The sequence below is a fragment of the Aporhodopirellula aestuarii genome (genome assembly GCF_023701485.1).
Classification (GTDB): domain Bacteria; phylum Planctomycetota; class Planctomycetia; order Pirellulales; family Pirellulaceae; genus Rhodopirellula; species Rhodopirellula aestuarii.
In genome coordinates this window covers 25,939-47,411 of sequence record NZ_JAMQBK010000023.1, presented here as the reverse complement: position 1 = coordinate 47,411, position 21,473 = coordinate 25,939, and the positions used below count along the sequence as shown (strand labels likewise).

The following is a 21,473-nucleotide window of genomic DNA, read 5'->3' as shown; positions in this document are numbered from 1 at the left end:
GTTCGGGGTGCTGGCGTGCGGGCAGCCGAGTTGCCGACGGCGGGTGATCGGCTTTGCTCGTTGAAGCACCGTCACCTTGAACCGCCTGCGGTGTCGTGCCCTCTTTTCGAAACGGCGGCGGATGTTTTTCTCGATCGATCAAAATAGCGCGATTCCGATCTACGAACAAATCATTCGTCAGGTCAAATTCGCGATCGCCGACGGCACACTCGCCGGCGGTCAAATGCTGCCGAGCGTGCGCCAGCTCTCTCGCGACATCGCTTTGAATCCCAACACGATCGCTCGCGCTTATCGCGAGTTGCAGTCCCAGCAGATCCTCAAGCCGCTGCGCGGTCGAGGAATGATCGTCCGTCGTGACGCCCTGGATGCATGTCTCGACGCGCGCAATGAGTTAGTGATTGCTAACGTTCGAGCGGCGCTTGCCGACGCATTTTCAGGTGGCATGTCGAGCGGGCAGCTTCGAGAAATCTTTGAACAGGCATTGCTCGACCTGGAACCCAATGCCGCACATACCAACTCGTCTCAACGTCCTTCCGGCGGAGAACCATCTGATGAATGAAAACAACGCGTATGTGCCTGAGAGCCAATGTGATGCACCGGAGAAGGTCGACGGCGATCAAGCTGTGATCCAAGTTTGCGCCGTGTCGAAACGCTATCGCGATACCCAGGCTCTCGACCGAATCGACGTGACCGTTCCGAAAGGGACAGTGTTTGCGTTGCTCGGTGAAAACGGTGCGGGGAAAACTACATTGATCCGCATTTTGACGGGTTATTTGCGTCCCGATCGGGGAACCGCCCAAGTACTCGGCTACGACTGTATCGCTCAATCAGAGACCGTCCGACGTCGGATCGGTTATGTTTCCGACACGCCCTCGTTGTATGAATGGATGTCGGCAACCGAAATCGGCTGGTTTGCCAGCGCGTTTTATGATGATGCCTTCCCGAAGCGATACAACGAATTGATCGATGCGTTTCAAGTCCCGATCGGCACCAAAATTTCGGCGCTGAGTAAGGGGCAGCGGGCCAAGGTCGCACTCGCGTTGGCAACTGCTCATGACCCTGAATTGCTGATCCTGGACGAGCCGACTAGCGGGCTCGATCCCATGGTGCGGCGGCAGTTCCTCGAATCGATGGTCGACCGCGCCGCCGCTGGACGCACGGTTTTGCTGAGCAGTCATCAGATCAATGAGGTGGAACGCGTTGCTGACATCGTTGCGATTCTTCATGCGGGGAAACTGCGTTTGGTCCAACCGCTTGATGTTTTGAAGCATCAGACGCGCATCGTCACGGCAACGATGGATGACGCGCACGTGTATTGCCCACCGCCACGCGGAGACGTGCTGAGCGAGACGATCAGCGGTCGGCAAAGACGCTGGGTCGTCAGCAATTTACCCGACGATTGGCGAACCGACTTTGGGGCCGACGGCGGCGTTCGACACGTCGAAGACGTCGTCCCGTCGCTAGAGGAGATCTTTATCGCCGTTTGCGGGAACACGCCCCGCAAGCCTGACCAGGCGGTCTCTTTCATCAGTGATCACGAATTGGGGGTATCGCCATGATTGCCTCCCCATCGTTTCCCATCGCGGCAGTCCGCCCGCTGTGGCATTTGCTGTGGAAAGACCTGCGATTGCTGCGATCCCTGATGCTGGCGGCGCTGATCGGGCCATTGGTTTTGGCCGTTCTCCTGAGCGTCAATCACTCGATGTGGGGAGTCGACATGCGTGGCAAGGAGGGTGCATTTGGAGCGCTGTGGTTTTTACCAGGGCTCGTCACGCTCGGTGCGGCGCCGATGTTGGTCGGTACCGAGAATGAAGAACGCACCTTTGATTGGATTCGCCGCTTGCCGACGCCATGGTGGCTCATTGTGATCTCGAAAATGATAGCTGGGCTGTTGTTGATCCTGACGTCGATCATTTGGGTGGGGGCGATTTATTGTTTTTGTTACGTCTTTCTTGATTTGAAGTTAGAGTTGCGACTCAACCAAACGAGCGTGGTATGGGTGGGCTTTGTTGGTTTCTGCCTATTGACCTACTCCAACGTGGTCGTGCTCACGTGCGGTTTTCTAACCGCGTTTTCGATTCGAAACTCGCTCGCCTCAGCGATAGCGATCCTTCCGATCGCTATCGTGTGGCTAATCGCCGTGAGTCTTTATGCAGATCGGTTCATCCCCACAGCCAGCCGCGGTGGATCGTTGGGAGATCTGGGTGTTTTTTGGCAACAGGCTGTCGTTTACGCCGTGCCGTTGCTTTTCCACGTGCTAATGATTGGTGTTGTTTTTGGATTGGCTAAACGACGTTTGGTCGCACCGAGTGATGAGTCGTGGCGGCTGCTCTCGTTGGCGCCGGACGCGCGGCCTGTGGCGCTAAAGATGTGTGGGGCGGAACGGCCATCGATCTTTCGCGCCATGGTCTGGCAGCACGCGGCGCAAAACCGTTGGTTACTGCATGCAGTTGTACTGGTGGCAATTGGCTCCATGGTGATGCTCGCCATGACGAATGGTTTGGGTGACGTGCATGGGTTCCTCACTTTCGCCGTCTTTATGTTGTTGCAGATGACTCTTGGGGTGAGTGTCTTCCATGGTGACAACCGGATGCCTCGGCGATACTTCTTCGCCGATCGTGGCGTGTCCCCGGCAATGGTTTGGTGGACGCGGATGTTGGTCCCGGCGAGTTTAGCGTTTGCGATCTCGATTGCCTGGATTTTGATTTCGTTACTTTGGCGGTTCGAGGCATCCTACTTGGATTACAAAGGCATGATCTTGCTGGGGCTATACACGTTGTGCTTTCTCATTGGGGCTTCAACGGGGCAATGGGTGCGACGTGGTGTGATGGCCTACTTTGCGGCGCCGGGCGTGGCCTACTTTGGCGTGATCTTAGCTGCCCTGGCTGCGTCGCCTCTGCCGGAGGTATTCGAAACATTCGCTGTTGTGTCCATCATGGGCGCGATCGCACTCCTGGCGTTGCTCGGTTCGACGTGGCACCTGTCCCTGTTGACGCTTCGTGGCAAAGAACGATGGGAATTGTGGCTGCCCGCGTGGGGCTGGATCAGTCTGCCAATCCTGGTGATCGCGATCGCCTCAGTGTCGGCTCGGTTGCTCGAATTCACGGCCTTGCTCGGTGACACGGGAAGCTAGCATCGTTTCTTTGCGTAACGAGTTTGGCTGCATCGGCATGAAGTTTGCTGTGAGTTGGGTTGCCCAGTCGTAAGCGAGCCGGTATCGGCGACGGCGGGCGATCGAAACAGATACTCTTATGAAGGAAACTCCATGTCTACCACGAGTCAGTCCATGTTCAAACGCGAAATCCTTTCCGCGGAACCCAATGAAAAGGTCACTGCTTTGCTGCAGCAGAACCTCGTCAATTTCGTCGATTTGTCGCTTTTGATGAAACAAGCTCACTGGAACGTGGTCGGGCCCAACTTCCGCAGCATCCACCTGCAGCTCGACGAAATCATTGCAACGACGCGCGACGCGAGCGACGAGATTGCTGAACGCATCGCGGCGCTCGGGGTTGCCGCAGACGGGCGCTCGGAAACCGTCTCGAGCGACAGTGATCTGGCTGCGTACCCGACCGGGTTTCAAGACGTTCCCACAACGATCAAAAACGTTGCGGACGCGATCAAGACCGCCATCGAAACCCTTCGCGCGTCGATCGAAAAACTCGGGGATTTGGACCCCGTATCCGAAGACCTGTGCATTGGCATCGCTGCGCCGATGGAAAAGCACCTGTGGATGCTGCAGGCTCAAGAAGTCTGATTCTATTGCCGCGTAGCAAATCGATCACCCCGGCGAGCAACCGCTGGCCGGGGCGACCAGTCCGGACATTATAGAACCGGCGGTCCGGATAAAATCCGCCGCGCGACGCGAATGCCGCTATTCATCGCACCTTGGATGCTAGGTGTCTCGCGGTGGTCGCCGGCCACAAAGATCGTCGACGGTGCTTTGTCATTTTTGCCGGGTGCGATGGTGCGTTCGTCCGATAGGATCTCGTCCATCGTGGACACCGGTAGGGCGTAGGGAACGCGATAGATTCGAAGTAGTCGCCAAGTCTTAACCACGTCACCGAACCACCGCGTCAGATGGGGGCGCACACGATTCTCTAGATCATCATCGTCGGTCGCGTTGGGTGGCTCGTGCGCGGCGTCGACGCTAACCGAAATCAGTGACTGTCCTGCCGGAGCGTAAGTAGGGGCGATGTCGCTGAGCACGACCGCCGATTGGACCGGCCCGTCTTCATCGCCGCGAAGCATCAGCAAGCGACGTGGGTCGGGTGACCGTTCCGCTGCAAAGTAAAGGTTGGTCGTTCCCGACCACTCTGTCGCCATCTCCGGTCGATCCAACAGGCGAGCCGCCGCATCGCTCGGAGTCGCCACCACAATCCGTTGACACTCAATCGTTTCGTCGTTGAGTACCACGCGGTGCACCGGATGGGATCCTTGTCCCGTGTACTCAGATGCTTCGATTCGCACGACCGACGACTTCAGTTTGAGCGTGCCGCGGGGGAGTGAATCGGCGAGCTGTCGCGGGATGGCTGCCATCCCATCGGCGGGAATTGCGATGTCGCCAGCGGCGAACATGCGGAACACAAACTCCAGCATTCGGCTCGACGTGGAGAGTGTTTCGTCTAGGAAAACTCCACCCAAAAATGGACGAAAAAATTCATCAATCATCTTTTCGCTGAATCCGTCGTGCCGCAGCCTTTGAAGCGTCGTCTCCTGCGGTCTCTTGTAGAGTTCGGCTAACGTGCCGCGGCTGCTGACCCTCCGCAAGCGGGCGATTCGAACTTTATCACTCAGGCTGCCGACGGGGTTAATTGCCGTCGCGATGGCTTTGAGCGGCCGCCGCCATGGATCGCTCAGCAGACAGAACTGGTCTTGTTGCCTCAGCAGAGCGCCCGGTTCGAAAGGTTGCAAACGTAGCGCAGGATAGTCGAGCAATTCACGGCATGCGGGATAACTCGTCAGCAAGACTTGGAATCCATGATCGAACGTAAATCCATCCGAGTGATCGGTTCGGACGCGTCCGCCAACGCGATCGGTCGCTTCTATAACCAAGCACGATTCGCCGGCACGCGTGAGTTGATTGGCACATGCGAGCCCGGCGAGTCCAGCTCCGATGATGACTGTTTTGTGAGATTCCATCTGCGTGATCAATCAACGTAGTGAAAAGGTGAGTTTCTTCAGATCACAGTATGACCGCGGCGAGTCAACTCTGCCGCTAACGTTCGTTTTGGGCCATAATCACCGTGAACCAAACGGATTTCGCCGACGGGCGTTTTCATTTCTTCGACGAAGCGAATCAGGTCGGCCTGATCCCCGTGAGCGGAATAGCCGGAAAGCTTGTGGACCTTGGCTTTGATGTCAAACTTTCGCCCATCCAGCCGCACCCATTCACTTCCCCGCGAGATGTAATGCCCCGGAGTTCCGCCGGCTTGGTAACCGGGGAAAATGATGTCGGTACGAGGGTCGCCGATGAACCGTTTGAGATAGTTCATCACACGTCCGCCCGTGCACATACCGCTCCCCGCGATCACGATGGCGGGTAGTTCGTGCTTATCGACGTGGTTGAGTGTTTCTTTGTGTTCGGTGTGACTGCCGACGGTCGTGAGGTTTTCAAACACCAGCGGTTGATCATCGGTTTGCAAGATGCACTGCGCTTCCGCACCCCAATATTCTTTCATCTCTTTGTAGAGGCTTGTGAATCGGGACGCCAAAGGAGAATCAACGATCACATCGATTCGTTTCATCAGCGTGTGCGACTCGGTCTTTTGGACGCGTTCGAAAATGCCGTTGAGTTCATAAAGCAACGCTTGCGTCCGTCCGAGGGAAAACGCGGGAATGATGGTCACGCCGCGGTCCTCCAGCGTGTGGCGAACGATCTTCTCCAATTCCGCTTGACGGTCAATTTTGGGCGGATGCAGTCGGTCACCGTACGTGCTCTCGAGCACCAGCAGATCTGCCTTCTCGGGGCTAACCGGCGGGTTGAGCAAGGGGTTGGTTCCGGCCCCGATGTCACCGCTGAAAACGACGCGTTTGCCGTCGGGCAATTCCACTTCAAAGATCGCTGAACCGAGGACATGGCCCGCGGGCAACAGTCGTACTTTGGGGCCGCCCGGGGTGTCTTGCCAAATGTGATAAGGAAGCGGACGCAGTAGTTTTTTGATCGTGTGGCTGAATTTGGAGATCAAACGTTTGGATCGCGTGAATCCGATTTTGAGGGCATCTTCCATTACCAGGGGAAGCAATTTGGCAGTCGGTTCGCTGCAGTAGATCGGATGGTCGAAGCCGGCTGCCAAGAGGTACGGTAGCCTTCCGACGTGATCGATATGCACGTGGGTCAATAACAGACTCCTGATCCCTTTCAAGGAAAATTCGATTTCCGGATTAGGGTGTTTCTTTGCGTCGCTGCCTTGGAAGATGCCGCAGTCGACCAGGAGGCTCGAGCGGCCGTTGTTCCATGAAAGCTGGTGGCACGAGCCCGTGACACCGTCGTATGCGCCGTGATGAGTGAGCATGGAGAAGACTGGGAAGAGAAGACGAAGGACGCACGTGCAAGGAAATGCGGCTGTGATATCGGGAACGGAAGTTTACCATGCCCGGTAACTCGCCACAGTCGTGCACTGGTCGATCTTGCCGTTCGTGACCAAAGGTGTCCAAGGCGTGTCCGATAGTTTGATTGTCCCGGCAACTTACTCACTCAAGGAATGAATTGATGGCCAAGTTTTACGTTCAATCAGGTACTTTTCGTCGTGTCGTCGCAGCCGATTCGAGCCGCAAGGCCGCGTTGTGGGCTGTTCACGAGGTGATGCAGCAGATATTGCCGACCGAGGAAGGTTCTGTTTCACGACTGGGAAACACACCGGCGGCTCAGTCTCAACACGAAAGGGACGAAGCCCCGGTTCAAAATATGACGGTTTTGTCGGGTGTCGTGCGCGTCAACGAACGCGGGTTCGATCGTCACGACGCGAGTGAATTGCCAACGATGGAAGTCATTGGCGAATGGAACCAAATGGCGATGACTCTCGAGCGTCTGCAGCAACTGCTCGATGGGTCGCGTCCAAATGCCGGGACGCGGCATGACCGCATCACCGGTGACGATTCGGCGAACAAACGTTTTTCCGACGACCAATTTTCGGAGGATTTGGCTGCGTAGTGGGGCCAGAAAAATGCTTCGGTGGGTGGATCATCACAGCGGCGGTGTCGCGTTTTCAATTTTCAAGCTCGATCGTTTCATCCGCATACTTCTGGATGAGTGCATCGAGCGAGTTCGAAATGAGTGATTCGTCTCCCAAGACCAACCAGTATCGATATCGGAACGTCGTCTTGGGTCCGAGTTTCAAGCGTCCGAGAGGAGCGACATGCATGCACGGCCCCGCAAACGAGTCATTACTGATGGCTTTGCCGTGGGGGCCGAAGTTCCAATGCCCGTCCGAGGCGGGGCTGTAAACCGCGATTCCCACGTTGGCATCGTTGAGACATGCCATCGCATCGAGTGGTGGTTCGGCGCGTCCCCACGGCGGTCCGGGAGGTTGTTGTTCAGTTCGCCATTGACCTTCGCCGAGATAACTTTTGACGTTGGCAAAGTTACGAGTGAAATAGCACGCAGGCAGTTCTTGTGGATTCAATCGGGCGGGCCCCCATCGATCGTGTTCGTCACGCATCGATTGAAACTCGCATCGAACCGAGACGACATTGGGCATGTCAGGCTCAAGGCTGGTCCATTGTCGCATCCGAGCCGCGGCCGCTTCGTTGGGCATGTCCCAAAGTTTGGGGATTGTTTCGCTGTAGAGAACCTCGCCTCTTTTTTCAAAGGTCGTGGCAACCGCCCATGAACCGACGCCGCCTCCCTGAATCGGATTCCATGACCAGGGGTTCCACGATGAATGCTGGCCGTCGGCGGTTCGGTCCAAGCGAACTCCGGCGTAGTAGGATTGCTGAATCAACCGACCAGGATCGGCCAAGTTGACCATGTTCTTTGGATAGGCCCGTGTGCTCAACCAAGTGATCGACGCCCCTTTCTCGCGATCGATTCCGATTCGGATTTGACCATTGTCGAGAACCAGGAGTTCGTCGGCGGGTGCTGCTGTCGCTGTGGCGAGCAGGAGCATCCAGACAATCAGGCATATGGTGTTTTTTCTCATTATCTTCACTGCGTGTGAGGAATGGTGTTTTTTGGGGCGAGGGAGTGCCGGTGGGGATCGTCGCTCTCTACCGTTCACAAGTATCGCTGGAGTCGGATCGGGACGCGGCAATTTCCGAGGATGTCTGGAATGGGGAGTCGGATCAAACAAAAAAAGCGACCGCAGATTTGGCGGTCGCTTGATTTGTATTTTTCAGAATCGTCGGAGATGCCAGACTAAGGAGTCGGCAATTCAACGAGTTGTTTGTCTTTGGCCATTTGCCGAATGTCTTCGGTAATCTTCATCGAGCAGTATTTCGGTCCGCACATGCTGCAGAAGTGGGCGCTCTTGAAGGTGTCCTGTGGCAGGGTTTCATCGTGGTAACGCTGCGCCGTTTCGGGATCCAATGCCAAGCGGAATTGTTCTTTCCAATCGAACGCAAAACGGGCTCGCGAGAGAGCGTCGTCGCGGTCTTGGGCACCGATGCGACCGCGGGCAACGTCTGCCGCGTGAGCGGCGATCTTGTAGGCGATCACACCTTGCTTGACGTCTTCTTCGTTCGGTAATCCGAGGTGCTCTTTGGGGGTGACGTAGCACAACATCGCGGCACCGTGCATGCCCGCGTTGGCAGCACCGATGCAGCTTGTGATGTGGTCGTATCCCGGTGCGATGTCCGTCACGAGTGGGCCGAGCACGTAGAACGGGGCGCCGTCGCAAACTTCGATTTGACGCTCGATGTTCATTTGGATCTGGTTCAATGGGATGTGGCCAGGTCCTTCGACCATCACCTGTGTTCCCTTTTCCCAGCCGCGGCGGGTGCAGTCGCCGAGCACATCGAGTTCGGCGAATTGGGCTGCATCGGACGCGTCCGCGATACTGCCCGGCCGGAGTCCATCGCCGAGCGACCACGTCACGTCATACTCACGCATGATGTCGCAAAGATCATCAAACGCTTCGAGCAATGGGTTTTGTTTGTTGTGAGCCATCATCCACTTGGCGATCAGCGATCCACCGCGGCTGACGATTCCGGTCACGCGGTTGACCGTCAGGTGCAAGTGCTCGAGTTTGACGCCGACGTGGATCGTCATGTAGTCAACGCCCTGTTTGGCTTGATGCTCAACCATGTCGAGGAAGTGCTGTGCCGTCATGTCTTCGATGTTTCCACCGAGTTCTTCGAGCATTTGATAGATCGGCACGGTTCCGATCGGCACGGGGCTTTTGTCGATGATCTGTCGACGGATGTTGTCGATGTCTTTGCCGGTCGACAGGTCCATCACCGTGTCGGCGCCGAAGTGAACGGCCGTGTGCAGTTTGTCGAGTTCTTCACCGACGTTGCTCGTCACGGCGCTGTTGCCGATGTTCGCATTGATCTTGCACTTCGCCGCAATGCCAATGGCCATCGGTTCGAGGGCACCGGCGGCGTGAACTTTGTTCGCCGGAATGACCATCCGACCAGCGGCGACTTCATCGCGGATCAATTCCGGCGCGAGTGACTCACGCTGGGCAACGAATTCCATTTCAGGAGTGATTTCACCCGCACGGGCGGCCAGAATTTGGGTCATGGTTGTCGAACTCAGGTTCAAGGAAACGATCGATACGAATGACTTTATACGGCAGCGGGTCGGAATCGAGTAGTCCCGCAACCGCCGAGTCGTTCAGTGACCCACGGGCGGGAAGAATCAGTCTTCTTCGAGAGCCAGGATTTTCTGCAATCGACGGGCGTGACGTTCTTCGGGTGTGTAGCGGGCCGCTAGAAAGGCGTCAATAATTTCAAATGCCAGTGCGCTGCCGATGATCCGACCACCGATGCATAGCACGTTCATGTCGTCGTGCTCGACACCTTGGTGTGCCGAATACGTGTCGTGGCAAATGGCGGCGCGGATCCCCGCGATTTTATTCGCCGCGACGCTGACGCCGACGCCGCTGCCGCAGATCAGGAGCCCTCGGTCGGCCAGGCCGCCGTTGATTTTTTCAGCCACTTCGACCGCGAAATCCGGGTAATCGCTTGGACTGTCGTCGTGCGTGCCGCAGTCGATCAATTCGACCACCAGTCCCGCATATCGTTCGGTGACCATTTGTTTGAGCGGGAAACCGGCGTGATCCCCCCCGACAGCTAGACGTAATGATGACTGGCGATCAGACATGAATTTCGCGGAAAATACGAGTAAATGAAGGGGGTGAAAGGCTAAAGCCGTCCGGCCATCGGCCGGTTCGGTCGGTGGATGAAGATAGCCGGGGGAAGCCAAATTCGGTAGGTGCTGGGATTTCCCAGAACGCCTCCGAACCGCCGTTCAGGCGGCAGCGGCGGATTTGTCGCGATTCGGATCGACTGCAGGATCAGATTCCGTCGAGGTCATCGTCGTCGTCGTCATCGCGATCGGGATGCAACGGATCGTCGGGATCGAAGAACAAATCGGCGAGGCCCAGTGGGACGGCATCGCCGCCGAGCGTGCGACTGCGGCGTTCGGCCAGCAACTCGAGATCGACGGCGTCTTCACCCAAGCATTTTTCGAGTGCTTCCTGCCACGCATCGTCGTGCGAGACCGGGTGGTCGGGATCCTGTGCCATCCGCTTAATCGCAAACCGCAACAGGTTGATGCCGTCACGGGGCGAGAAATCGAGTTTCAATTCATGCGAATGCTGCAAGAAATCCACGGTCAAGGCGAGCATTTCTGGCTCGGCGAAAGGCAGGTGGTACTGCAGAATCGCCATTTCGTCTTGCTTGTTCGGGAACCCAACCTGCAGCGTCGGTTGCAACCGGCTGAGGATGTAGTCGGGGATCTCAAACGTCGATTCGTCCTGGTTCATCGTCACCGCGGCGCGGAATTGACGCGAGGCGGGAATCGTGATTCCGGCGACAATCGACTCGACGTATCGACGGTTATCCAGCAACGGCGCGAGCGAGGCCCAGGATTTTTCGTTCATCCGGTTGCCTTCGTCGAGCACGCATACCCCACCGCGAATCATCGCGCTGACCAACGGCGAGGCGTGGTAGGAGATTTCGCCGCCCCGGCTGAGAACGGGCGTGATCAACAAATCCTCGGGCCGCGTGTCGGCGGTGCATTGGTAGATGTACAGGGGCAATTTTTGCTGTTTAGCCGCGGCAATCGCGAGCTGCGTTTTCCCCACGCCGGGTGACCCGAGGAGCCTCGGTGTCAGCGGCAGGTCCATGTCGTCGACCGTGATCCAGCATGCGAGAAGCTGTTTGAGAATCTCGCTTTGGCCGATCCAGTCGCCGGGGGACTCGTAGGGATGAGCCAGTTTCAGTTCAACGCCTTCGATGGTCACGACCGAGTCATCGGCAGCCTGCGATTGCGTTGGGGACGATTCAGGAGAACTCATTCGGAATCCGTGAAGGGTGGGTCATTCGGGTTCAGCGGGTTAAGTCTGAAGCATCAACGGCGTTTTCGCCACGCCCCAGTTCAGCCTGCTCTTGGCGAGCCGCTTCGAGAATCGGCTCGATGTATTGGTGCAGTGGATGATCGGAAAAATGGTCGATTCGAAATCGTCGCAAACTCTTGAAAAATCCACGCCAACGGTCACGTCGTTTCATCAACATGTTCAAGTGACCGAGGTTGCCGTTGCGGTCAATGTATACCTCGGTACCACAGTGCCGGTATCCCATCCATGCGGGAGGGACTCGCGTGACGATGTCGTTGTTGTTGACGAACCGGAAGTGCTCGAGTTTGACAAAGTTGATGTAGCGTTTGTCACCCACTCGTGGGCTGCCATAGGTGTACAGAGCACTCGGTGTCGTTTTGATGTGCGACAGAAAGCAGCGTCCCGCACAAATCGTCGCCATCGCGCCGCCGAGTGAATGACCGCAGAACCAAGTCGGTTGCTCGTTCCCGATCAGAGCGGTTTCGAGCATCGGCCACAAATCGTCGACTTCGGTTTTGAAGCCACGGTGCACCTTGCCTGCAGTTTCCGCCAAGACGGCAGCCGCATTGGCGTCGGCGCGGATATCGTTCCACTCGTTGGGCTCGGTACCGCGACACGCGATCACGCAGTCATGATCGTTGCGAAAACGATAGGCTTGCGAGCCATCATGATCAAAAAACGTGACGTCGGGGAAGCCGACAAATTTCGCCGCTTCGGTGGCTTCGCGTTCATCGTTGTAGGACACCATCGCGAGTTCGGCGAACAGCAACGCACGTTGCAGAAATGTCATTTCCGCAATCGGGCCGCTCGCCCGGCTGTGAACGACGACCGGAACTTCGTTCTTGTCATGAACGACGCCCGATGGCTTTTGCAAATCGCCCACCGGGCTGTGTTCCGGCTTCATGCCGGACTGTTCATTGCCGAGTTCGTCGGCGACATTCAGTTTCGGATTGCTCATGGAAAATCACTCCTTTGTGGGCATCAGCGCAAACGCGGCAGCCCTTATTGTGTCACACAATCTTAAGCAGGGGGATGGGCTTAAGCAGGGGGACGGGCCTGAGGTCGACGCCTGGACTATGCGGGGGGATCCGAGGGCATCGTTTTTTGCACGTTGATCAGCACCCGCTCATACGCATCCAACATCGCATCCCAGCCGAATCGGTCACAAACCTCGGGTGCCGATGCGGCCAAACGGGTACGTAAATGCGGATCCGAGAGGATCGTCCGCAATCCATCGATCAGCGGTTCGACAGCGTTTTCGACCAGCCACCCATTCTCACCGTGGCGGATTGCCGATCGGACACCGCCTCCGGCATCCACCGCCAACACCGCAAGACCGCCAGCCATGGCTTCGAGCATCGCTGATGGGAAGCCTTCGTAATGACTCGGCAACACGAAAACGTCGGATTCGGCCAAATGTGGCCATACTGATTGTTCCCAGCCGCAAAATTCGATTCTCGCTTCAATTCCCCGCTCGCGAGCAAAACTCTGTAGCGAGGCCATCTGGCTTCCGTCACCGAGAATTTTCAAACGCCAGTCGGCTCCGTCGCCGGTCTCGTCCAACACCGCGAGCGCACCAAGCAACCGTTCAAGACCTTTCTCCGGTTCGAGTCGTCCGATCGCTATCAATCGAATCGGCTGTGGTGATTCACTCTCGCCGGACGATTGAGGCCGGTGCGATGCAGCTCGCAACGCGGCGTAGTTCTCGGGCGGCGACTCGACCGCTGACGCAATGACGATCGGGCTGATGGGCATTCGTGATTTCAACGTCTCCGCAACGTCATCGCTCAAACCGATTACCGCGTCAGCCTGCGGGTACATGCGATCCCGCAACCATTCGCGAACGCGTCCGAGCGATTGATGGGCCGGGTCGCTGCGTTCGCTCAGCACGATGGGCACGCGCGGTCGCATCGCTCGCGTGGCCAACATGACGAGCAAATTGGTGGAGTCACAAAACGACAGCACGACGTCAAAACCGCCGCTGCTGATCGCCTCTCGCAATCTTCGCAGCCGTGTTACGAGCGACACTTTTCGATTTTCAGTCGAGAGCACATTCAAGGGTTGCCACCGCACCGCGTCGCTGAGCGGGTGACGTTGACACGTGCCGTCATCGAGCGTGATGAGCACGACGTCGTGTCGCCGGGATGCCATCCGTGAGGCGAGTCCCGCCATGACCCGCTCAGCCCCCCCACCGTCGAGCGAGTGGATCACGCACGCGATCTTTAGCCGCCTGGTTGTCGGTGAGATGACGTTTTCTCGCGGTGCGGCCAAATTCCGGCTCGATTCGTCAAAAGAACTGCTCAAGTTACCAATTGTTTTCGTTGCAAGGTTTTTAACGCGAGACTAACGTGGAGTTTGCACGGGGGTGCGTCGTCGAACCATGCGATCACAGACTTGTTTTTGAACTGAAACCCACCCCTTCCACCGATTTTCGTGCGTACATCGGTACACGCCGATACGTACACCCGGATGGAAAAATGCCTCGCCGCCAGCGAGGGAAAGCAGATTTTTCACCATGTTGCGATTGCTCGCCCTTGTCGCCGCGGTTTGCTTCGCCGGAGTAATGGACAACCGTAGCGTGCACGCTCAAGGGTTTGGTGCCTACGGGTTCCAAGCCTACGGATTCTACCAACCTTATGGCGTTCAGTATCGCTCGCGGGTTGGCACGCCGCCCTATTTTGCGTTGAACCCACCGGTCTACTACGGCACACGCCACTTCCGCCCCTACGGGATCAGCCCGTTCGCGGCACCTCCCCAAGTTTCGGCGCCAGCCGGGTACCACGGTCAATCGGGAGCTTCCTCAATGCGTTCACGGACCTACCAAGGTCCTGTCGGCAACCCGTTCATCTGCCGCTCGGAAACCTTCGATTCTTCGGATGAGACCGTCGTCAAGACAGGTGCTGTCGTCGAGAACAACTGGTTGAAGTCGGACACGTCGAAAACCGTGAAGGCGAACGAACCGGGTAAGATTCGCACCAACCCGTTTGTTGTCGAAGAAACGCATTTCGCTAGCCGTTAGGCGAAACGCTGTTTTGCGGGTAGAAGGGGGCGACTCCCTTCTACCCGCAATTCGCTCCCGCGTTGAGGCGTTCATGAAATCGAATGCACCGCATCGATGACCGATGAAAACACGCTTCCGCTCATATTCTTCCCCGGCCTTGCGGCGGACGCGAACATCTTCGTTCCGCAAGCGATTGCCTTTCCACAACTTATCGTCCCACCGTGGCCAAGCCCGGAGACGAATGAGAGCCTCGATTCCTACGCCCAGCGTGTTGCGGAGGATCTGCGTGATTACGGCCCTTGCATCGTGGGCGGTGCGTCGTTTGGCGGGATCGTGTCGCTGCATGTCGCGAAATACCTGGATGCTCGCGCGGTGCTCTTGATCGGCAGTATCGCATCGCCGGATGAACTGCCTACGTACGGACGGATCGCTCGCCCGCTGAAGCGGCTCGTTCGCTTGTTACCGATCCGCATGATGCAGTGGCTCGCCACGCCGCTGGCGTCAAATGCCGTTCGCCGCATCGCTCCGTTTTCTTGGGGGCTCGTTCGTCAATTTCGTGGTTCCGATCCAGACGTGTTTCGATGGTCGCTGGCGAGGATTCTCGATTGGCATGACACGCCTGTTTTGGATTGCCCGGTCTTTCACGTCCACGGCGATCGTGATCGGACGCTGCCGATTCGGTACACTCAACCTGACACAGTCGTCCGAGGTGGCGGCCACGTGATCTCGTTGACGCACGCCGACGAAGTCAATGCGTTTATTCGCGATGCGATCAACCAAATCAACCATTCGTAGGCGAAGTGATCCGCTATCGACGGAGTAAACATGGGACTCGACGCGGTTGAGATTTTGATGGATGTCGAAGATCACTTCGGCATTACGATCTGCAACACCGAGTCTGAAGGCGTCCGCACGGTCGGCGATCTGGTTTCGGTAATCCAGAAAAGAATCGATGCAACGCGTACCGCGGTTTGCCCTTCTCTGGCGTCGTTTCTTAATCTCCGCCGACGTGTCCGAGAGATCGTCGCCGATGACTGTTTGCGCATTCGGACCCGCACTCGTGTTGTTGATGTCTTGAATCCATCGCAGCGAAGACAGCTTTGGAGTTGGCTCGGAGACCGTCAAGACGCAACGCCACGCGGGCTGCGTCGTCCGCCGTGGCTGAGGAAGCTACTGGTCGTCGCAGTGTTGTTGGTGTTCCTTTTCGCCGTGTGGTCGGCGTCGATCGTGAATGCAGAAATATTGCCTTTGACGCTGTTGCTCGCGATCATGGGGACGTGGTTTCTGCATTCGGCAACGGTCTGGTTTCGGCAAGTACCACCGGCTGAACTATCTACGTTTGGTGCACTGGCTCGATACGCGACCCAAACCGAATTCGCGACCAAGCACTTGAATCTTAAAACCGCCGAGGAAGTTCTGGCGGAATTACGCCCGGTTTTGGTCGACGCACTCGGAGTCGACGCATCCGAGATCGTTCCCTCCGCACGGTTCATCGAGGACCTTGGGATGGATTGAGCGGTGGGTACCACTCGACGCATATGCACATCGCTTGCTTCGTGCTTTGTCAGCATTCAATAAAGGACGTAGGTTCGGATTCCACCGGGCCGCCTCGATTTACAGGAACCGCCCTTCATCTCATCTCAGTTTTAGAATGCTCTAGCAATCAATTGTCGCTGCTTTTTTCGGTCTCGCTGAGTCGCTGCTCCAAGATTTCAATAAATGGTTGGAACAGATCGCCGGAGTTGCTGTACCCGGTTGCCTTCAACGTGGATTCTAGTTTCTCGAACCGTTGGATCGCTGTTTCGATGTCGAGGACATGTTCGGCGTACAAACGCCCGGTAAAGGCAAGCATTGGATAGCTGTATCCGATCGAGTTGCGCTCGCTACCGCTCTGCATTGAGTCCAGTTTTCGGAGGTGCTTATCGACCGCCGCGAGAACTAGGTTGAGTGCGTTGGGATCGTCTTCGACCAATGAGTCCAGAGTCGCGATCTGCTCTTCCAATCCGAAATACCAACGGAAACCCGGATGGGTGATTAAGTCGACGACGAACTCATTGGGGAAATTGAGGCGTCCTTCCCGACGCATCTCCAATGCCGCCACCAAGACATCCGGGGCGATCGCCCAATCCGGCGGTGCGGGGTATCCGCCCATGCCGCCCATCGTTGAGAATGTGTGTTGAGGTGGCGAGACAATGTCCTCGCCTGTCTCTGGGGCGACCGGTCTCGCTTCGTATTCCGCGACTGCGGTTCGCACTTCGTCCACAACGTATTCCGCGATCCATGCTGGAGGATCGATGTTGCTCTTGCAGGCGGCGACCAAATCAATCGCGGTGTCCCAAGCTGCTTTTCGCGACAACATCGCATTAATTTCGACTGACGAAAGTAACGACGCGTCAACAATGACACGCTCGCGGACCTGCTTTTTCAGTGATTCGAAAGCGGTACCGAGATGATCCAAGAGGCTGCGAAGCTGCTGTGCACCTACGTCAGTTTTTGCTAAGTCAGCAATGTGTTGGTTCGCTGATTCCTTTCGCTCGTCGTAGTAGGTCCCGATATAGACGCCATCCATGTATTTCTCCAGCAACATGATCGCGGCGATTTTCGCTTTGTCGGTCCCTTCCACCAATTGACGGTCAATTTCAACCAGTCCAGGTTCAGGGAGGTAAAACGGAAAGACCTCCATGAGGTAACCCATGAACCGTTCCGGATTAGATGAGGATCCGCCGAAACCTTCCGATCGGTTGTCGGGAGTTTCGTCAATATACCGGGTGCCGTACTCATTTCCCAATTGCAAGGTCACTCTGGCTGCGTCGGCACGTTGCGGTTCACCTCGGGAAAGCAACTCGACCGCTCGCATCGCTTGTCCGATCGCTTCGATTTGTTGTTCCCGCTGGAAGACATCCATCCAGTGTTGAAAGTTTTTGCCGAGATACAATCGTTCGGGATTAGCTTCCGCAACCGATGGTTTGGTGCTGACGACGTCCGGCTCAGTTGTCTCGTCGGGTGTGACTTCGACTCGAGTATCCTTTCCGTCAGTTGTCACGACGACGTTGCCGTGATCGGCACGGATTTGAATCACGACCGTCGCGAGCAGCATTCCTGCGGCTATTAAACCGAACGCCCGAAAGCCACCGGCGAGCGACTTGCTCCCGCGACTGCGTGGTGGGATGTTGTCGTTCGCAGACATCGCCGTGATCGAACGTGGTACTGGTACGTCATCGTCAACTGCCGGTTTGGTCGCTTCGGCGCGGCGAATCAGCGCCGTCAAGTTTGCTTCGCTGGTCCACGCTTGGATTTCGTCAGCCACACGGTCTGCACTGGGGCGGTGTTTGGGATGGCGACTCATCATCGCATCGACCAAGGCACTCAGTTGTTTGTCCACATCAGGCTGAACAGTCGCCAGTGGCGGCGGTGACTCACTCGTGATTGCCAGCACCCGCGTGGCGATCCCGCCATCGCTGGAGAACGGCCAACGTCCGCTGATCAGCCGGTAAAGCGTGGCTCCGAGTGAATAAATATCGGCAGAGGCGTCGACCCGCCGACTGTCCATTAACTGTTCCGGCGACATCGCGGGCAAAGTGCCCATCAGGTGCCCCACCGTCGTCAGTCGGTCGTCACATGACAGCGGATCGTCACCGGCCAAGACCAAGCCGAGATCCAGCAACTTCACCGTGCCGCTGCGTGTCAGCATGAAGTTGGAGGGTTTGATGTCGCGATGGACGAGCCCCGAGCCGTGGACGTGCGCGAGCGCCAGCGACGCTTGCCGGATAACTTCGCAAGCATCCGGAACCGCCAGCTTGCCGACTGCACGCGTGACGCGGGCGAGATCGAGTCCGTCCAAATGCTCCATCACGAGATAGTGCCATCCCGCCTCCGTTCCCGCGTCGTTGGCGCGAACGATTCCGGGATGTTCGAGCGAAGCGACCGCAGCCATTTCACGTTCAAAGCGTTCTAACCAGCCGGGTTGAGCAACGCGAGCGGGCGGCAGGAGTTTGATGGCGCAGCGGCGTTTGAGCCGGACATGTTCGGCGAGACAAACGGTTCCCATCCCGCCCCGGCCGAGATGGCCGAGAATGTGGTAGGGACCGAGTTGTTGCAGTGGCAACGTTTCGCTCCCCTGCGACGTCGTCGTGTTACCTGTGGGCATCGTGACGAGCAATCGATGGATCGCGAACTGGCAGGCGGACTCGTTTTCGAGCGGATCGGGACGTTTTTGGACGCGGAGCGGCTCGGACGCGTCGCTGAGTTCTTCGATCGAGGCCTGGCAGCGGGCGCAGCTATCGACGTGCTCGCTCGCTGAATCAAACGCATCGGCATCGAGTTCGCCCACGAGCAGCTTTTTCAGTTCGGTCGTGCTCAAGCATTGGGAGGTCGTCGCGATCATCGGTGACAGGTTCCTGTGGAGAAAATCTGGTTGTCCGATGACACAACGGTGAGATTGGACAGTTCGGGATCACTCAAATCCACACATTTCCTCGCGTAACCGCTGCAGCACCCGAGCCCGTGCTTTGTAAACCGTCCACCGGCTGACGTTCATCTCGTCGGCCACGTCGCCGGGGTCACAGCCATCGACGGCCGTCCGCCAGAACATTTGCCACGTGCGCGGTTGAATCGAAGTCCGCAGCAACTCGAGCATGCGGATTCGCACCGACTGGAGATCATCGTCGATCTCACTGGGGGGATCGGCGTCGTCGAGATGCCATTGCTCGGCCGCGAGCTTCTCGATCGATTCATTACCCTGCGCGGGCTCCCGTGCTTCGGCTCGCTGGCGGTCGCGAAGTTTGTGTTTGGCGATCGTCCACAGCCATCCGCGAAACGTCGCTCCGGTACGTTCGGCATCGAAATGGGCGAGCGATTTGGAGGCCGAGAGGAATGTCTCCTGCATGATGTCTGCCGCGTCCGCGGACTGGACGCCGCAGCGACGGATCCATCCGTAGACAACCGGACCGTAGACCTGTACCAGCATCCGCCACCCGTCGTCGTTGCCGTCTCGGGCACGATCGAGCAGCGATCGGTGTGTAGACGGTTCGTCGCGAGTCGGCGGGTTCATGGCGTTGGCCCTGCGTCAGCCTCGTCGGGGCTGTGTGGGAATGAAGCGGGTCTGCCGATACAGCCTACCCTACCGCCTCACCCGGGGCCACAAAGCGGTTCAACCTTCGCCGTGTTTGTGCCAACGCTTCGGCAGCGTGATCGCGTAGAGGACGATGATGGTTCCGATGGCGAGCATTGCCCAAGGGAACTTCTCTCCCGGTTGCCACGTGGTCGTTGTCGGGGCGGGGGGCGCACTGGGGTCGACAAAGTTAACCGCGGTTGATTCCGCAGCCGCGTACACACTTGCCGAGTCGATGAACATCGTCTCAACACCGACAACGATGACCATGATCCCGATTGCTAAAAATAGACTTCGCCACATTGCTCCGCACTCCCGCTATCAGAAAAGACGCCTGCGGTAAGATATCGGGATCGGGGTGCGGGCAACTCGCCACAAATTCAGTTCGCCCGCATGATCGTGACAGATGGCACAACAGGCGACCTCCGCGGCCATCGGGAGCAACGATCAGCGGTAGCGTTGGTCAGCGATGCGGAACTCGTAGCCATCGTCTGTCGCAACGCATTGGAACACGGTCCTTGCGATCTCGCCTTCGGATTCGTGGCCGGCCATGTTGGCAAACTCCAATTCCGCTTCGGCGAGCTCGTGTTCTAGCCGTGCCGGAATCAACTGGATCATATGTCGATCGGTCAATTCGACGTTTGCTTGCTCGATCAGAGTGGCTTCGAGTTCCATCAGCGGGCTCGGCGTCGACCACATGAAATACAACCGTTTTTCGTTGCTCGTGTCGACGACTCGACGGTTGCGAGGCTTTGTCGACAGCTGGTCGACGATATCGACACCCTGGATGCCGCCTCCGAGCACACCGAGTTCGATGCCGAAGAAATCAAGTTGAGCGGCGTAATCTTTCAGATCCGTGGCGGTGAAGTTCAATTGCCAACGGTTGAACCGGGGAACGACGTCGACCCGATTTTCGTCGCTGGGATCAGGTCCTCCCAGCCGCGCACCTCTGCCCAGAGAATCTGAATCACCGAGCCCCATGGCCCCTTCGAATGTGGCCGCAGTTTGTGTCGCGGCATCAGTCACGGCCACCAAAGTCGCATCCAGGGTCGGTTCCTGCAACGCTTGATATTCATCTTGCGATGGAGTGTCAAACTCGTTGTTCAATCCTTCGTCGGTTCCTTGTACCCAAGCCGTCCGGGTTGGAGTCGAGTGTTTGATCTCCTCTTGCGACGCCCACCGATTGAGAGTCCATAACAGAAAGAGTCCCGAAACGATCACGCCAAGGAACAAGACCAGCGTCAGATAGAAACTTGAGACTCTTTCGAATCGGCTCGTTCGCATGTCGATCATGACAGCAGATGAGCTTTCATCGACGACACCGTCAGACGCGGTCTCATTAGAAATTGTCATCAAGCGACCTATAGGGCAATCGGGGACAGCACGCTCGGGAAATCATTCAATACAAGGGCAGTGGCAGAAAAAGCCAGCCAATAAGTATACCAGCCTACCCCGCAATCCGTCACACCATTGCTTCCGAGGCCAATTCAGAGATCAAACAAGGCCCCCGCCGCAACACGCTGACAAAAGAAGGCCCTCGGACGCGCATTCGGGTCGGATTCGACGATGATTACCCAAGTCGCGAAGCGATGACATATGTGAGATTGCCTCGATGTGTCGTCGTGTTACGACCGTGAACGTGGGTGGACGGCGTAGTTCCCCGGACTGGCGTCCGGGGCTTGCGTATGCCGTCGCTTCGCTACTCAAGTCCCCCAATCGCGATGCGATGACATGTGATCGCCACGGGCGTGAGTCCGGGGTGGGGGAGGGGTTGCGACAATAAACGCGATGCTCATCAACCGCATGATCGTTACAACCCGATTTTGCGGACGCGGAGCGAAAGGAGTGTGGGGCTCCTTGGCTC

The 21,473-nt window shown here is 57.2% G+C and carries 20 protein-coding genes; 8 read left to right on the top strand and 12 right to left on the bottom strand.

All coding sequences use genetic code 11. The features are described from left to right. Window positions 1-121: 121 nt before the first annotated feature. From NB063_RS07660 to dps, 4 genes are all read left to right on the top strand, one after another. Complete coding sequence (locus NB063_RS07660) at window positions 122-559, top strand: GntR family transcriptional regulator (protein WP_250928172.1); 438 nt, start codon at window positions 122-124, stop codon at window positions 557-559. Continuing rightward, a complete protein-coding gene (locus NB063_RS07655) occupies window positions 552-1,559 on the top strand; it encodes an ABC transporter ATP-binding protein (RefSeq protein ID WP_250928171.1) in 1,008 nt (335 codons plus the stop codon). Before NB063_RS07660 ends, NB063_RS07655 begins: the two co-directional genes overlap by 8 nt. Next, window positions 1,556-3,133, top strand: a complete 1,578-nt coding sequence (locus tag NB063_RS07650; protein WP_250928170.1) for a hypothetical protein — start codon at window positions 1,556-1,558, stop codon at window positions 3,131-3,133. The genes NB063_RS07655 and NB063_RS07650 overlap by 4 nt, the downstream gene beginning before the upstream one ends. A 132-nt stretch (window positions 3,134-3,265) precedes the next feature. Continuing rightward, window positions 3,266-3,754 carry a DNA starvation/stationary phase protection protein Dps gene (gene dps, locus NB063_RS07645; RefSeq protein ID WP_250928169.1) on the top strand — a complete coding sequence of 163 codons (489 nt, stop codon included), beginning with the start codon at window positions 3,266-3,268 and terminating at the stop codon, window positions 3,752-3,754. A 68-nt stretch (window positions 3,755-3,822) separates the two neighbouring features. Here the strand turns inward: dps and NB063_RS07640 are convergent, their stop codons facing one another. Both NB063_RS07640 and NB063_RS07635 read right to left on the bottom strand, forming a co-directional pair. Then, a complete protein-coding gene (locus tag NB063_RS07640) occupies window positions 3,823-5,139 on the bottom strand; it encodes an NAD(P)/FAD-dependent oxidoreductase (RefSeq protein WP_250928168.1) in 1,317 nt (438 codons plus the stop codon). 38 nt (window positions 5,140-5,177) lie between these two features. Continuing rightward, window positions 5,178-6,512: an MBL fold metallo-hydrolase gene (locus NB063_RS07635; RefSeq protein ID WP_250928167.1), complete on the bottom strand. Its 1,335-nt coding sequence runs from the start codon at window positions 6,510-6,512 to the stop codon at window positions 5,178-5,180. Window positions 6,513-6,709: 197 nt separating this feature from the next. Between NB063_RS07635 and NB063_RS07630 the strand changes: the two genes are divergently transcribed. Beyond that, window positions 6,710-7,150, top strand: coding sequence for a hypothetical protein (locus NB063_RS07630; RefSeq protein ID WP_250928166.1), 441 nt, complete (start codon window positions 6,710-6,712; stop codon window positions 7,148-7,150). 55 nt (window positions 7,151-7,205) lie between these two features. Here NB063_RS07630 and NB063_RS07625 read toward each other — a convergent pair whose 3' ends face one another. The 6 genes from NB063_RS07625 to NB063_RS07600 all read right to left on the bottom strand — a co-directional run bounded on the left by NB063_RS07625 (window position 7,206) and on the right by NB063_RS07600 (window position 13,802). After that, a complete protein-coding gene (locus NB063_RS07625) occupies window positions 7,206-8,138 on the bottom strand; it encodes a hypothetical protein (RefSeq protein WP_250928165.1) in 933 nt (310 codons plus the stop codon). 215 nt (window positions 8,139-8,353) lie between these two features. Beyond that, window positions 8,354-9,679, bottom strand: coding sequence for a phosphomethylpyrimidine synthase ThiC (gene thiC / locus NB063_RS07620; protein ID WP_250928164.1), 1,326 nt, complete (start codon window positions 9,677-9,679; stop codon window positions 8,354-8,356). A gap of 117 nt (window positions 9,680-9,796) precedes the next feature. After that, window positions 9,797-10,261 (bottom strand): ribose 5-phosphate isomerase B, encoded by a 465-nt coding sequence (gene rpiB, locus NB063_RS07615; RefSeq protein ID WP_250928163.1) that lies wholly within the window; start codon window positions 10,259-10,261, stop codon window positions 9,797-9,799. Between the two features lie 193 nt (window positions 10,262-10,454). Beyond that, window positions 10,455-11,459: an AAA family ATPase gene (locus NB063_RS07610; protein WP_250928162.1), complete on the bottom strand. Its 1,005-nt coding sequence runs from the start codon at window positions 11,457-11,459 to the stop codon at window positions 10,455-10,457. A 31-nt stretch (window positions 11,460-11,490) separates the two neighbouring features. Continuing rightward, window positions 11,491-12,402 (bottom strand): lipase family protein, encoded by a 912-nt coding sequence (locus NB063_RS07605; protein ID WP_322975091.1) that lies wholly within the window; start codon window positions 12,400-12,402, stop codon window positions 11,491-11,493. A 170-nt stretch (window positions 12,403-12,572) separates the two neighbouring features. Continuing rightward, entirely contained in the window at window positions 12,573-13,802 is a 1,230-nt protein-coding gene (locus NB063_RS07600) for a glycosyltransferase (RefSeq protein ID WP_250928160.1), read from the bottom strand. A gap of 211 nt (window positions 13,803-14,013) precedes the next feature. Here NB063_RS07600 and NB063_RS07595 point away from each other — a divergent pair, with 211 nt between their 5' ends. From NB063_RS07595 to NB063_RS07585, 3 genes are all read left to right on the top strand, one after another. Further along, the gene (locus NB063_RS07595) at window positions 14,014-14,517 is read left to right on the top strand and encodes a hypothetical protein (RefSeq protein ID WP_250928159.1); all 504 of its coding nucleotides are present in this window, start codon (window positions 14,014-14,016) and stop codon (window positions 14,515-14,517) included. A 96-nt stretch (window positions 14,518-14,613) separates the two neighbouring features. Continuing rightward, window positions 14,614-15,294, top strand: coding sequence for an alpha/beta fold hydrolase (locus NB063_RS07590; RefSeq protein WP_250928158.1), 681 nt, complete (start codon window positions 14,614-14,616; stop codon window positions 15,292-15,294). A gap of 30 nt (window positions 15,295-15,324) precedes the next feature. Continuing rightward, window positions 15,325-16,014 (top strand): acyl carrier protein, encoded by a 690-nt coding sequence (locus tag NB063_RS07585; protein ID WP_250928157.1) that lies wholly within the window; start codon window positions 15,325-15,327, stop codon window positions 16,012-16,014. 148 nt (window positions 16,015-16,162) lie between these two features. Here the strand turns inward: NB063_RS07585 and NB063_RS07580 are convergent, their stop codons facing one another. From NB063_RS07580 to NB063_RS07565, 4 genes are all read right to left on the bottom strand, one after another. Then, window positions 16,163-18,883 (bottom strand): serine/threonine protein kinase, encoded by a 2,721-nt coding sequence (locus NB063_RS07580; protein ID WP_250928156.1) that lies wholly within the window; start codon window positions 18,881-18,883, stop codon window positions 16,163-16,165. A gap of 69 nt (window positions 18,884-18,952) precedes the next feature. Beyond that, entirely contained in the window at window positions 18,953-19,549 is a 597-nt protein-coding gene (locus tag NB063_RS07575; protein WP_250928155.1) for an RNA polymerase sigma factor, read from the bottom strand. A 99-nt stretch (window positions 19,550-19,648) separates the two neighbouring features. Continuing rightward, window positions 19,649-19,912: a hypothetical protein gene (locus tag NB063_RS07570; RefSeq protein WP_250928154.1), complete on the bottom strand. Its 264-nt coding sequence runs from the start codon at window positions 19,910-19,912 to the stop codon at window positions 19,649-19,651. Between the two features lie 144 nt (window positions 19,913-20,056). After that, window positions 20,057-20,962, bottom strand: a complete 906-nt coding sequence (locus NB063_RS07565) for a hypothetical protein (protein WP_250928153.1) — start codon at window positions 20,960-20,962, stop codon at window positions 20,057-20,059. Between the last annotated feature and the right edge of the window lie 511 nt (window positions 20,963-21,473).